The organism is Blautia difficilis, from assembly GCF_014297245.1.
Classification (GTDB): domain Bacteria; phylum Bacillota; class Clostridia; order Lachnospirales; family Lachnospiraceae; genus Blautia_A; species Blautia_A difficilis.
Genome location: NZ_JACOQG010000001.1, coordinates 127,484 through 141,588 on the forward strand (window position 1 = coordinate 127,484; position 14,105 = coordinate 141,588).

General features: G+C 43.6%; 9 protein-coding genes and 1 riboswitch. All 9 genes read left to right on the forward strand.

Translation table 11 applies throughout. The annotated features are described in order from the left end of the window. The first annotated feature begins 299 nt into the window (after positions 1-299). Positions 300-383, forward strand: a riboswitch (cyclic di-GMP riboswitch). A gap of 145 nt (positions 384-528) precedes the next feature. The 9 genes from H8Z82_RS00550 (at position 529) to H8Z82_RS00590 (ending at position 13,845) form a co-directional block, all read left to right on the forward strand. Then, a complete protein-coding gene (locus H8Z82_RS00550) occupies positions 529-831 on the forward strand; it encodes a hypothetical protein (protein ID WP_019163180.1) in 303 nt (100 codons plus the stop codon). Beyond that, complete coding sequence (gene lepB, locus H8Z82_RS00555) at positions 828-1,421, forward strand: signal peptidase I (protein WP_019163179.1); 594 nt, start codon at positions 828-830, stop codon at positions 1,419-1,421. The genes H8Z82_RS00550 and lepB overlap by 4 nt, the downstream gene beginning before the upstream one ends. A gap of 30 nt (positions 1,422-1,451) precedes the next feature. Then, entirely contained in the window at positions 1,452-7,073 is a 5,622-nt protein-coding gene (locus tag H8Z82_RS00560; protein WP_186993930.1) for a SpaA isopeptide-forming pilin-related protein, read from the forward strand. 170 nt (positions 7,074-7,243) lie between these two features. After that, positions 7,244-8,845 carry a SpaA isopeptide-forming pilin-related protein gene (locus H8Z82_RS00565; protein WP_186993931.1) on the forward strand — a complete coding sequence of 534 codons (1,602 nt, stop codon included), beginning with the start codon at positions 7,244-7,246 and terminating at the stop codon, positions 8,843-8,845. 131 nt (positions 8,846-8,976) lie between these two features. Next, positions 8,977-9,801 carry a class C sortase gene (locus tag H8Z82_RS00570; RefSeq protein ID WP_186993932.1) on the forward strand — a complete coding sequence of 275 codons (825 nt, stop codon included), beginning with the start codon at positions 8,977-8,979 and terminating at the stop codon, positions 9,799-9,801. A gap of 5 nt (positions 9,802-9,806) precedes the next feature. After that, positions 9,807-10,652, forward strand: coding sequence for a class C sortase (locus H8Z82_RS00575; RefSeq protein WP_186993933.1), 846 nt, complete (start codon positions 9,807-9,809; stop codon positions 10,650-10,652). A gap of 16 nt (positions 10,653-10,668) precedes the next feature. Continuing rightward, on the forward strand, positions 10,669-12,165 hold the full coding sequence (locus H8Z82_RS00580; RefSeq protein WP_186993934.1) for a pilin N-terminal domain-containing protein: 1,497 nt from the start codon (positions 10,669-10,671) through the stop codon (positions 12,163-12,165). A gap of 180 nt (positions 12,166-12,345) precedes the next feature. Further along, entirely contained in the window at positions 12,346-12,792 is a 447-nt protein-coding gene (locus H8Z82_RS00585) for a winged helix-turn-helix transcriptional regulator (RefSeq protein ID WP_186993935.1), read from the forward strand. A gap of 36 nt (positions 12,793-12,828) precedes the next feature. After that, positions 12,829-13,845, forward strand: coding sequence for a GTP-binding protein (locus H8Z82_RS00590; RefSeq protein ID WP_186993936.1), 1,017 nt, complete (start codon positions 12,829-12,831; stop codon positions 13,843-13,845). The last annotated feature ends 260 nt before the right edge of the window (positions 13,846-14,105 follow it).

A 14,105-nucleotide genomic window follows, 5' to 3' on the forward strand; every position in this document is an offset into this window, starting at 1 on the left:
AAACCCCCTGACTGTGAAGGCAATGCCTGTCTGGTCAGGGGGCTCTTTTTGTATGCCAATGATATTTAAAAATTTATATGGAAGAGATAATAAAAAATGGAAAGATACAATAGATAGATACCAATATTATGTCATAATCTACAACCATCCGCATAAAATATAGCATGACCTTCATTGTAATATTTCACAAAAAATAAGGATTTCAAACGAAACAATTTCGACTTTGCATGAACCTGAACCAAAATATTCTGATAATATTGACAAATCGTTTTTAGCGTATTATCATACTAAATACAAATACAGAAAAAAAGCAAACCTGGTGCAAGCCAGGGACGCAAAGCTAGGAGTCTCTTGAACGGCAGGCAGGGAGGAGCGATACCCACAGGATACATCCCCCGGCATTGACCACATAAGAGTTACAGAGAGATAGTTCGGCTGCAATTATTCACTAACGATAGAGAATGATTGCAGCTTTTTTATTTGTCAAAAACACAGCAGATTGCTGTATCAGAAATAAGGAGCATAAGTATGACTGACAAAGAATTAAGGCGTCTGAGCCGTACCGATTTACTGGAAATGCTTCTGGAACAGAGCAAAGAAGTAGAGCGCCTGCAGCAGGAGCTGGCAGAAGCCAGACAGCAGCTGGAGGAACGAAGGATCATGACAGAGGAAGCCGGATCCATCGCAGAAGCCGCACTTCGGATCAACCGGGTATTTGAGGCAGCACAGGCAGCCGCAGACCAGTACCTGGAGAACATCCGGCAGCAGGCCCCCGGCCATACAGATACAAAACCCACAGACAGTCAGGAGAATGAAGGCATTCAGGAATGAGGAAAAAGACCAGCAAAGAAATCACATCCATGCCTACAGTAACCCAGCTGGAGGCGGAATTAAACAGAACAAAATACAGACACAGATACCACCGGGTACTGAGAAACACTCTTGGAACCCTGATTACCGTGGCAGCAACGGCAGTCCTGATCGCCGTACTCCTGCTCCCGGTACTTCAGATCTACGGCAGTTCCATGTACCCCACTATCCAGGAGGGACAGATCGTAGTTTCCGTAAAAGGAGCCGATTTCACCCAGGGAGATGTGATCGCCTTTTACTACAATAACAAGATATTGGTAAAGCGAATGATCGCAGGTCCCGGAAGCTGGGTAGATATAGATAAGAAGGGAAATGTCACCGTGGATGGCGAACTTCTGGATGAGCCCTATCTGACAGAGAAAGCCCTGGGTGACTGCAACATCAAGCTTCCATATCAGGTGCCGGACGGCAGATACTTCGTTATGGGAGACCACAGATCCACTTCCATAGACAGCCGTAACACTTCCGTAGGCTGCGTGGCAGAGGAGCAGATCGTAGGGAAAATCGTATTCAGGCTTTGGCCTTTGAAATCATTTGGCACTGTGAAATAATCAGCGCCGGGGATAAGGAGAGATGTCAATATGAAAAAATTATTGTTGCGGGAAGCGGCAAAGCATAAATTACAGAATCGCAGGCGTAAACGCTGGCAGAAGATAGTAAATATTCTTGCCTGTCTGGTGGTTTTTTGTACTGTCTATGCATTGATCCTCCCGGCACTGACCGCCGAGGCGGACACCTACTGCGGTAAGGAGGAGCATACCCACACAGAGGACTGCTATGAGGAGAAGCTGATCTGCGGCAAGGAGGAGGGAGAGGGAGTCCACCATCATACGGACGACTGTTACAGGGAAGTAGACGCTCTGGTCTGTCAGACTCCAGAATCCGATGGACATCAGCACACAGATGCCTGTTATACAGAAGAACAGGTTCCGACTTGCACAAATACAGAAGAGGGCCATGTACATAGTGAGTTTGAAGGTTGCTATACCACAGAGAAAAAGCTGATCTGCGGTATGGAGGAGGGCGAAGGTGCTCACCACCACACAGCAGAATGTTATGAGAAAAAGAAAGAGCTGATCTGTGGCCAGCAGGAAAACGTTGGCCACCGCCACACAGCAGAATGCTATAAAAAAGAGCTGATTTGCGGCAAAGAGGAACACACCCATACCCTTGCCTGCTACTCCAATCCTAATGCAGACGTAGAGAATGGAGATGTATGGCAGAACACAGTAAGCAGTGTGACACTTACAGGTAACTGGGGTGCGGACCTGGCAGCCATCGCCCAGACCCAGACCGGTTACACAGAGAGCACAGCTAACTACGCAGTGGCAGAGGACGGACAGACCATCCACGGCTACACCCGCTACGGTGCATGGGCAAACGACCCATACCGGGACAACTGGTCCGCCCAGTTCGCAGACTTCTGTCTGAGCTACGCAGAAGTACCCACAAGTGCAGTTCCACAGAACAGTGATTGCAGCGCATGGAATTGCACAAATCCGGATGGCTACACACCAAAGACCGGTGACCTGCTCCTGCTGGATACAGACCTGGACAGCAGCGCCGACCACGCCGGAATCGTAACCTCCGCTGATGACAGCACCCTGACCGCCATCGTAGGCGACGCCGACAAAGCAGTCAGAAACAACACCTATAACATAGGAAGCGATAATATCAAAGGCTACGTCTCCATCCCGGAGAATCCGGCAATGGCAACCCCGACACCGGAGCCGACCAAAGAAGCGGAAGTAACACCGGAAGCCCAGCCGACTCAGGAGCCAGAGGCAACACCGGAAGTTACCGAAGAACCGACTCAGGAGCCGGAGAACAAAGCAGATGATGCAGTAGATAAGGCGGATGAGAATAAAACTCAGGATGAGGATGTTAAGGAAGATGATGGTAAGAAGGATGATACTGCTAATAATATAGAAGTAACTCCTACACCGGAAGTGACCGAGACACCGGAGGTAACCCCGATTCCGACAGAGACACCGGATCAGGATTCAGATATAATAAAAGAAGAAAAAATAAACTGGTGTATTGTTGAACAGGATATCGCAGTACAAAATACAGATGAAAAATTATCTGCAGAACCAATTATGTTTGATGATATCGAAGAAGATGAACTGACAGTGCAATCGAATGAGTCATTTGTTCTGGCTGCCAATGCGGATAGTAGCACAAGTGTAAAACTGGATGATTATATTACGAATATCAACTTGAAGAAGCTTTCTAATGGAAATTGGTCGGATTTATCAGGTACTGATACATTAAAGGATGGGGACAAGGTTCTGGTAGATATCAGCTACTCTGTAAATGGTGGTCTGCCAGACGGAAAATATGAACTTATTTATCAGTTACCTGCCAATATTGCACTTTCAGAGTCGTTAAGCGGACCTGTTACTCAGAAAGGTGTTGAAGTTGGTTCATATACGATAGAAAAAAGTGGAGAAGTTGTGATTACTCTTGATCAGAGTAAATTCAATCCTAATGAAAGTTTCACAGGTAAGTTCCAGTTCGAGGGAATTGCCAATCGTCTTGGAAATCAGAATGAAGAGAAGATTGTATTCCCGGGATCTGATAAGGAAATTATCATTGAGAAGGATAAATCGCAATATGATCTGACAACTAAGAAGGAAGCTAAGCTGAGTGCAGACTATAAATCAATAGATTATACGATTACAGTTTCAAGTGAGGCTGGAACAGGAAGTGATTTAATTAAAATTGAAGACAGTTTTAATCGTTATAACAATACAGCGGTTGGAAGCTACAGGAAAAATTCGTTTAAGATTGTAAAAATAGATGCTAATGGACAGAAAACAGATGTTAATATGTCACCTGTATTTACAGACGAAGATACTAAATTTACGTATAGTGACCTTGAACCTTTAGGAAGCGGTGAGAAATATATTGTCAGTTATACAGCTGATGTGACAGAAAATTCGCAGAAAGGTGGAGGAAGTATTTCCAACAGTGCTGGTGCCCAAACGACTGGAAATAAATCATCCTGGGATAGCAAGACTGTTACAATTCCAGGTGTAATGATTGAGAAGACAGGATATTATGATCAGAACATAAATAAGATTACATGGACGGTAACATTGAATAAAGATGCAGTGGCAGATATGGCAGGTTATTCTTTTAAGGACATTTTACCTGAGGGAGTGACGCTTTCGAACGGAATATCAGATATTTCTGTCACTCCGGTATGTAATATTAATCCACAGTATAATAGTGAAACCAGAACTATAACAGCTACTTTTCCGTCGGATGCCGGAAAGCAGAAATATACGATTACTTATACCACAACGGCACCTACGGTAGGAGCAGGACAGACACAGGCGGTAAGTAATACTGCTGAGATTGGAAAGGATGGAAAAACATATACAGCTTCAGGTACTGTTTCTGTTTCGCCACGTCAGTCAGGTATAACAAAAAAATGGTCTGCTGATATAAGCGATGGGACTGGTACGAAGTATCAATGGTATAGTGAACTGTCTCTTCCTGAAGACGTAGGTAATGAGATTACATATTCAGATACAATTTTGTCGACAACTGATAAGCAGGGTAACGAAGTTAGTGCTACTAATACACATTATGGTATTGCAAGTGAGTTGAAGACAGAGCTGGAAAAAGAATTGTTACTCAAAACCAAGGCAGGAGCAGAATATAGGTGGGCAGATATTCAGTCTAAATACAATGTAACATTTGCATTTTATACTGAAAAAGATGGAAATGAGATATCATCTAATGATTCAACACAAAAGGTAAAATATTTTACTGTTAAGATATCATCGAAGAACTCAGCGGATAAGGTTGATGCAACTTCTGTCAGCATGAAGTACTATACACATATAGATTACAGCCAAATGTCTGAGGGAGGGGAATGGACATTCCGCAATAAGGGGGAATATGCCGGAAAGGAAAGCGAGGACAGTCATAGTTATAAAAAACCATCAAAGCTGGTAAAACAGGTTGGTGTCAAGGACAGTTATGGAAATATAACCTACGGAGGAACAAGCTTTGCAGTAAATTATGATGATATAGATGGATATTTATACTATCGTCTATTTGTACGTCCAGCTAATGATAAAAATGGTGACATAGTTATAAATGACGAGCTTTCTGATAAGAGTATGTCCTACGATGTGGATTCCGTTGACACAAAATTTTATTTTGATGCATGGAATTCAAGATACACATGTTGGGATGGTAATCATATTTACGATTTATCAGGAGAAGAGAAACCAATTGTCAGTATCAGCTCTGATTCTGAGGGAAAACAAAAGCTGAAAATAGAGATAAAACCAGGATATAAATGTAACGCCAATAAAAATCATGATGGCTTTCTGATTACCTACAGAGTGAAGATTTCAGATGACTCTGCATGGAATACTCCTGGTACTGTAAAAAAGGTATATGGAAACTCTGTTTCATGGGGAGATGTAACTACCAGTACGAGTACTTTGGTGGAGAAGGACGAGGCAGAGAAAGTTGAGAAAAAGGGAACGCAGAGAACATCTACGAATAAAGACGGAAAAACAGTGTATTCGGATATTGTGGATTATAGCGTTATTATCAATCCGACAGCCAAAGATCTGATACCGGGAAAAGATGAAGTTGAGCTTGTAGATAAACTGACATTTGAAAAAGATGGTATAAAGGCTTATCTGGAGTTGGATAGTCTGAAGTTATACACATATGATCATTCGGTTGAAGGGCACTTAGGGAATTTGCTGGATCGATCCAAATACAAAGTAAAGTATGATGACAGTAATCCGAATACTCCTGTACTGACAGTAACGGTTCCTGACGAGTTGGCTTGTGTATTGGTATATACATATACCTTTGACAGGGGAACAATTGCTGACAATACTATTAAGGTTAAAAACAGTGCCAATCTCGAGGGCGGATATTCAGTATCTACATCAACAGAGGTGCAGAAAAATTCAGCCTCTGCCAGTGTAGATCAGGGTAATGTGACAATCTATAAAGTAGATGAGGATGATTATTCAATCAGGTTGTCAGGTGCGAAGTTTACATTGGAAGCATATGATGACACATCCCAGAACTGGGAAAATGCAGATATTACTATAAACACTGGTTGTCAGGCATCTAAATCTACAGAAAATGGAATGACAGTTTATACAACAGGGGCAGATGGATATTTGAAGTTTGATACTGATACGGGTATGTCAGGTATACTTGATGATACATTATTGCAGACAAATACAGTATATAGACTAACCGAGACAGAGGCTCCCATCGGATATCAGATAAGTAATAAACCATATTATTTTGTATTCCTAAGAGACAAAAAAGAGAATGATTTTACATCTGCTGCGCCTTTAAACGGAATTAATGAAAACGTATATTATTATGATGATGGAAAAGCAGTAAACATGACGGTTTCAAATAAGTTTGCCGGTGTCAGCGTACGAAAGGTTTGGCAGAATCAAGATGGTACTATTGTTAATAAAACGGATGGAACTACAATCAAGGTACAATTGTATCGATCTAAAATGGTCAATAGTTCCAATGCTCATAAGGTGACAATTAAATATTTTTCAAGTCATGACAATAATTTGAAGTATACAGATACCATTTATGTAAAAAGAGATACAGGTATAAAAATATTGTGGCCTCAGGAATGGAATTCTAGTGAGTTAGGCTTATGGAAAATTCCAGAGGGATGCGCGATAGATATCAAAGATAATGCTGATAGAGGTTATCCTGTTATAACGATTCCTGGTGATAAAGTTACTGACGAACTGAATATTGAATGTAGCTATTATGTGGGAGCATCGTCAGGAATACCTGTGGTGACCTACCAGAAAGATAAAATCTGGAGTTCGCGAGAGAAAGTAGGCGCTGAAGTAAGTTTATCTTCAACAAATAACTGGTCATATACATGGAATAATGTGGAAGCAAATTCTGATGATGGTGAAAAATGGGATTATACAGTACAGGAAGTTTCTGGTTCAGATGGTTATGATGTAAGTTATACAAATAATGATGGAGTGGAAGTAGGTAAAAGCGAAATAGTAATTACAAATAAAGAACGAGAAAAATCCTACATCCTCCCCGAAACCGGAGGAATCGGAACCAACAGGTTTACAGCAATGGGTCTGGTCTTAATGGCAGGTTCATTGATGTGTGGATACGTGATGAGGCGGAAACGCAGAGAAGGGAGGAGAAATTAAGCCTCTCCAATCCGGCGAAAAAGATGCGCCGAGACGTATTCAGCAAATAAATTTAATCGAACAGGAGACAAGGCAGCAGTTCGATTAAAATAAACGGCGAAGCAGATACAAACATCTGCTTCGCCGGGAACAAGAAAAATATTTAATAAGAAGAAAAGAGAGGGAAAGTTATGAAATTTTCTAAGAAAATATTACCAATGGTATTGGCAATGGCTATGGTGCCAGCTATGAGTATGCCAGCATTTGCAGATGACACTAATACAACAACTTCTACGGTTATAGCACCTACAAATAATGTGGATCTTAGTAAACATACTTTTGAGGCTTACCAGATTTTTAAAGGCGATTTAGATGGAAAGAAACTTTCTAATATTACTTGGGGAGAGGGCGTAGATTCTGTTAGGTTATTAAAGGCTTTAAAGGAGTTGAATGGTACTGGAAAATTTGCGGATTTTTCTAATTGTGAGGTTGCTGCCGATGTTGTTAAGGTTGTGGCAGGATTTCAAAATAAGTCGGAAGAAGCAAATAAGTTTGCAAAACTGGTTGCTAATTATTTAACAAGTACTAAAACAACTGGTAAAACAGAAGGAGTAGCTACATTACCTGAAGCTGGATATTATTTAATTAAAGATACCACGGTCGTGTCTGGTGGAGTAGATGATGCACTGAACCTTTCTCTGTTGAAGGTTAATGCAGCGGGCGATGTAACAGTTGAAAATAAAACAAGTAAAACAACTTTGATTAAAAAAGTGAAAGATGTCAATGATTCTGTAGGTGGCTTGACAGAGTGGCAGGATTCTGCAGATTATGATATTGGGGATCATATTCCATATCAGCTTACAGCTACATTGGGTGATTTAACAAACTATGATACTTACAAGTTAGTGTTTTACGATACAATGGAAAATTTAACACTTGATCCAGTCGCAGAGGGCGATGATTCAAGTCATGCTCTTACCGTTTTCGTGGGTGAAAAAAAATTAGATACCAACGACTATATATTGGAGAAGAGTACGGACAGTAAGAGTTTTACAGTTACAATTAATGATGTTAAAATACTTGGTGGAGTGACTGGTACAAAGGTTTATGTAAATTATTATGCAATTCTTGGTGATGATGCTAATATTGGTAGTAAAGGTAACCCAAATACATCGTATCTTGAATATAGCAATAACCCAAATAACACAGGTGAAGGTGGTTCGCTTGGTAAAACACCCGATGATAAAAATATTGTATTTACCTATAAAGTAGTTGCTAATAAAGTAGATGAGAAGAAAACTCCTCTTAAAGGTGCTGCTTTCGAACTTTTGAAGAAAGATTCATCTAAGACTGCCCCGAATAACTATAATTCTGTAGGTATTATCGGAGCCTCTAAGAATGCAGACGGCACATATGAACAGACAGACGATCAGAAAGATATGACAAAGTTTGAATTTAAAGGAATCGATGATGGCGACTATAAGATTGTCGAAGTCGTAACTCCAAAGGGTTATAATACGATGGCTCCTATTGAATTCACTGTAACTGCAGAACATGATATTTTGGCCGATAATCCGCAGCTTAGAAATCTTCTGGGAGGTGATATATTTACTGGAAGTGTTGAGGGTGAAAATGATGGAGCTGTTATCGGACAGATTGTGAACAAATCCGGTTCCCTCCTTCCATCCACCGGTGGTATCGGTACAACAATCTTCTACATCGTTGGTGTAGTTCTTGTTCTTGGTGCTGGTGTTCTGCTTGTTACTAAGAAACGTATGAATGCAGATAAATAAGAAACCTATTTTTAGGAATGCCGCTGGCATTCTTGAAAAGAGAGTTAAACATTAAGATGTAACACCCTCCGGGGAGCAGGAAGTGTTTCCTGTTCCTTCGGAGATAATATTATGACAACAGGGAGATACACATGAAGAAAAAAGATTTTTCCACAATTGCATTAATCGTTGTTTTTTTCGTGGGTGTCTCCGTGCTGTTATATCCGACAGTCAGTGACTACTGGAATTCCCTGCATCAGTCCCAGGCCATTGCTACCTATGCGGACTCGGTGGAGAACATGGATGAACAGGATTACGAGAAGCTGTGGGATGCAGCGGTCAGCTATAACCAGAAGCTGTTTCAGTCCAGACATGGTCTGGGCCTGAAGGATGAGGAGAAAGAGGAGTATAATGAGCTGCTGGACGTGTCCGGCACCGGGATCATGAGTTATATTGAGATCCCCAAGATCAAATGCTCCCTGCCTATTTATCATGGTACAGATGAAGGTGTACTGCAGATTGCTGTGGGTCATATTGAGGGAAGCTCCCTGCCTGTAGGCGGGCTGAATACCCATTGTGTTCTTTCCGGACACAGAGGACTGCCCAGTGCCAAGCTTTTTTCCAACCTGGATAAGCTGGAGGAGGGAGATATCTTTATGATCCGTACTCTGGATCAGACCCTTACCTATGAGGTTGACCAGATCCGTATTGTCCTGCCCGATGAGGTGGACGATCTGAAAGTTGAGGAGGGCAAGGACCTGTGTACTCTGGTAACCTGTACTCCCTATGGAATCAATACCCACCGCCTGCTGGTGAGGGGCCACAGAGTTGCCAACCAGGAGGAGGCAGAGGCTGTCCGTGTCACAGCGGATGCCATGCAGGTGGATAACAGAATTGTAGCTATGTGTATTGCAGTTCCTGTGCTGGTACTTTTGCTGATTTATGTGGCATTTGGCGGCAGACGCAGGAAGAGATAGAGGAAATGAAGAAAAAGTGGATGTCGCGTCTGATGACGCTTTTGATTGTGGTTGTGTTTGTGGCAGGGCTTTCCTTTCTGCTGTATCCTACAGTGAGTAACCTGTGGAATCAGGCCCATCAGTCCAGGGCCATTGCTACTTATACAGAGCAGGTGGAGAAGCTGGATGATTCCAGCAACAAGGAAATGCTGAAGGCTGCCAGGAAATACAACAAAGAGCTTTTGAAGAAAGCCGATCACTGGAAACTGTCCAAAAAGGATAAGAAAAAGTATGAAAGTCTTTTAGATGTGTCCGGTACTGGTATTATGGGTTATATAGAAGTTCCGAAGATTGACTGTTCCCTTCCCATTTATCATGGGACAGATGAGGGGGCTCTGCAGATTGCCATCGGTCATCTGGAAGGAAGTTCTCTCCCTGTGGGCGGCAAGAGCTCGCACTGTGTGCTTTCCGGGCACAGGGGGCTACCCAGCGCCAGGCTTTTTACGGATCTGGATCAGATGGAGGAGGGTGATACCTTTATCCTGAATATTCTGGGTCATAAGCTGGCCTATGAGGTGGATCAGATCAAGGTGGTTCTGCCTGAGGAAATGTCCGATCTGGAGATCCAGGAGGGCAAGGATCTGTGTACCCTGGTAACCTGTACTCCCTATGGGATCAATACCCACCGTCTGTTGGTAAGGGGACACCGGGTAAAATATGTGGAGACCAAGGTGCAGGAGCAGAAGGAAGTATCGAAATCAAAGACAGATATCAGGCCGGTGATCGCAGGGGCTGTGGCCGGTGTAGTGGTATTGTTTATCATAATTTTCGCGGTGAGACGCCGCAGAAAGCATAGAAATCAACAGAGATAACGGAGGCTGATGGTATATGGAGAAAAAGGTGAAAAAGGGAAGAGGGCTGAGAGTTTTCATTGCTCTTGGGGTAATGTGTATGGTCCTTATGGGGCTGGCTGTCCAGGCTGGGGCAGCGGATTCTGAGCCTGCAAGCGGAAATCTGACAATGACTCTCACTGTGACAGAGAATGGCAAACAGGTTCCTATGGCACAGGTGCCGCTGGCTTTGTACCAGGTAGGAACCATGGATACTCAGCCGATTGTGCAGTTCCATCTGTCTCCCAGTCTGTCAGCCACAGGTGTAGATCTGAATAATCTAAGGACAGCAGCAGATTCCCAGAAGGCTGCAGCAGCTTTATCCCAGGCTGTGGCTTCGGCGGGGGTGGTTTCCTATACGGCATCCACAGACGCCAATGGCCAGGTGAGTTTTCAGGCTCTGCCAAAGGGAGTATATCTCCTGGTACAGACCGGTGAGACAGAGATCTGTACAGTTTCCGCCATGCTTCTCTCTGTACCCTACAGTGCAGATGGCAAGACCCTGGAATATGATGTGAAGGCTTTTCCAAAGGCAGACCGCAAGCTGGAAAAAAGCAGACTGACAGTGACCAAGAAGCTGTGCACACTGGATAAGGACCTGAACGAAAAGCCTATCAGTGCACCGGATGCTACTTACTATGTAAGACTTTTCCAGGATGAGGCGGCTACAGTTCCTTATGGTGAGGTAAAGGCAATCCGCATCCAGGGACAGAGCAGTGGTACCGTGGATTTCACAGATCTGCCTGAGGGCACCTATTATATCCGCGAGACGGATGCAGAGGGAAACCCCATACCGGTGGGAGATGCTTTTCAGGATGAGAATGGCAAGGAGGTAAGCTGCTTTATTGCTGTCAACGGTACAGATGGCACGGCTCTGAATTTCACCAATGCCTACAAGGATCAGGCAGTGGTGGTAGATAATGTATATACGGATCTGCCGGATGGCTTCTATCTGGAGCGAAATCTGTGGATCCAGAAGAATGTAATAAAGGATGGCCAGCAGATCACCACAGAGGATACTTTCTATGCTACAGTGAAGGAGGTGGATCCGGATACCGGTGAGGAGACTACGGTTATCACTACTGAGCTGACACAGAATGACCGTGTGGCAGTGAATTTCCAGATCCTGGATGAGGAGGAGTTGGATAAGGTTCATACCTACCGTGTTTATGAGTCTGATGAGGACGGCAATCCTGTAGATAAGAGTACCTTTGGATTTGAGGTAGGCGGCGAGGGCAATGTTGTGTTCCAGCCGGAAGATGATGAGAAGACTATCACCATCACCAATACTGTGATCTCAACAACTCCGACACCGACACCTGCTCCGAGTACTACTCCTGGCAGTGACACACCGGGTTCAAGTTCCGGCGGCATATCCGGAAGTTCACCGGTAAAGACAGGAGATACCACACCGGTTGGATGGTTCCTGGGATTGTTTGCCACAGCGGCAATACTGGCAGGCGCAGCAGTATATCTGAAAAGACGGAAAAGATAAGTGAAAGGCTGAATAGATAAGCAGAGGACGGAAAAGATAAGTAAAGGACATAAAAAATAAGTGAAACAGGAGCATCCCGGAAACTTCAGATTTGCAGATTTCCGGGGTGCTTTTTTGTCTCCTAAATGTATTCCCTGAGGCAGTCTGGCTCTTGTATTTCCTGTTTTATAATGCTATGATTTGATAACAAGATGTCAGGCAGGGGAATCCCTGGAGCAGCTTGGTTCCGGGGTTCGAAATCTGTTTAAGATTAGTGTACCGTTGGATGACAACTATTCTCTGGATCATGGGAATGGTGCCAATGGTGACAGCAGTTGTGGCACCATTGGCACCATTTCTGCAGACCGTGTTTGTGAGCCATCAATTCCGTATGCGGCAGACAGAAGAAGTTTTTCTTTTTCTGAAAAATCAGCGGGTATACTTTCTCAGGAAGAAGCGGAAATTCTTGACAGGGTTAAGAAGAATCCATATCTGACGCAAAGCCAGATTCAAAGAGAAATGGGGATATCGTTAAGAAGTGTGAAACGTGTTATGAGCAGGTTGCAGCAGAGGGGGATTCTTGTAAGAGAAGGGAATAACCGCAGTGGTTCATGGATGATAAATGAAGAAGTTTTATTTGACAGATAAGAACAGTAAAATAATACAGCAAAGGAGAGACATCAAATGGTAAAGGTAGATTTGATCACTGGTTTCCTTGGTTCAGGGAAGACCACGTTTATTAGGAAGTATGCGCAGTATCTGATGGATGCCGGTAATAATATTGGGATCCTGGAGAATGATTACGGGGCTGTGAATGTGGATATGATGCTGCTTCAGGATCTGATGGGAGACAACTGTGAGTTGGAGATGATCTCGGGTGGGTGTGATAAGGACTGCCACAGGAGGAGATTTAAGACCAAGCTGATCGCTATGGGTATGTGCGGCTATGACCGGGTAATCGTGGAGCCGTCGGGGATTTTTGATGTGGATGAGTTCTTTGATATTCTTCATGAGGAGCCGTTGAACCGCTGGTATGAGATCGGAAACGTGATCGCAATTGTGGATTCGAAGCTGGAGCGTGATCTGTCAGAGGAGGCGGATTTCATTCTGGCTTCGGAGGTGGCAGATGCGGGATGCATTGTGATGAGCAAGAGCCAGGATGCATCGCCGGAGGAAATCCGGGGCACGGTTGAGCATGTGAATCAGGCGTTGGAGAAGGTTCACTGCAGCAGGAGAGTTCATTGTGAAATGAAGGGTGTGGATACGGTTAATATTATCCACAAAAACTGGGAGGAAATGTCGAAAGAGGACTTTGACCGGATCGCATCCTGTGGATATGTGATGGAAAGTTACAGGAAACTGGAGTTGGAGGCAGAGGATGCCTTTACTTCTCTGTACTTTATGAATGTGAAGATGACTGAGAAGGAGCTGCGGGAAGCGGCTGAGAAGATCCTGTCTGATCCTGAATGCGGGCGTGTGTTTCGGATGAAGGGATTTATGAGAGCAGACAGTGATAGCGAAGACTGCTCTGGACTATCTGCCCGGACAGAGAGTGATGGACAGCAGTGGATTGAATTAAATGCTACCAAGAATGAAATTACAATCCGCCCGCTTCATGTGGGGCAGGAGGTTCTGATTGTGATCGGGGAAGAACTGCGGGAGGAGAAAATCAAGTCTTACCTGAAGATCCCTGAAATCTGAAATTTAGCCGAATCAGGTAAGTCCCCTGCTTCAATTGCGAAAAGCAATAAGCAGTGGGTGGGGACTTGCTTGTATCAGGAGGAGTGCAAGCTCCTTCTGATAAACTGCGAAGCAGTTATTCGGTTATGAGCAAGTAGCGAAGCGGATTGCGAATATCCGCTTGACTAATAAATAGTAATGAAAATTTATATATTAATTTTCATTACTACATTGATACTTCTCTGAAAAATGCATATAATATATATATAAGTGAAAGTAAC

Excerpts from the sequence above, each read along its gene's own strand:
- H8Z82_RS00550 (WP_019163180.1), top strand. The coding sequence starts at position 529 with ATGACTGACAAAGAATTAAGGCGTCTGAGCCGTACCGATTTACTGGAA.
- H8Z82_RS00565 (WP_186993931.1), top strand. The coding sequence starts at position 7,244 with ATGAAATTTTCTAAGAAAATATTACCAATGGTATTGGCAATGGCTATG.
- H8Z82_RS00590 (WP_186993936.1), top strand. The coding sequence starts at position 12,829 with ATGGTAAAGGTAGATTTGATCACTGGTTTCCTTGGTTCAGGGAAGACC.
- H8Z82_RS00580 (WP_186993934.1), top strand. The coding sequence starts at position 10,669 with ATGGAGAAAAAGGTGAAAAAGGGAAGAGGGCTGAGAGTTTTCATTGCT.
- H8Z82_RS00570 (WP_186993932.1), top strand. The coding sequence starts at position 8,977 with ATGAAGAAAAAAGATTTTTCCACAATTGCATTAATCGTTGTTTTTTTC.
- lepB (WP_019163179.1), top strand. The coding sequence starts at position 828 with ATGAGGAAAAAGACCAGCAAAGAAATCACATCCATGCCTACAGTAACC.
- H8Z82_RS00575 (WP_186993933.1), top strand. The coding sequence starts at position 9,807 with ATGAAGAAAAAGTGGATGTCGCGTCTGATGACGCTTTTGATTGTGGTT.
- H8Z82_RS00560 (WP_186993930.1), top strand. The coding sequence starts at position 1,452 with ATGAAAAAATTATTGTTGCGGGAAGCGGCAAAGCATAAATTACAGAAT.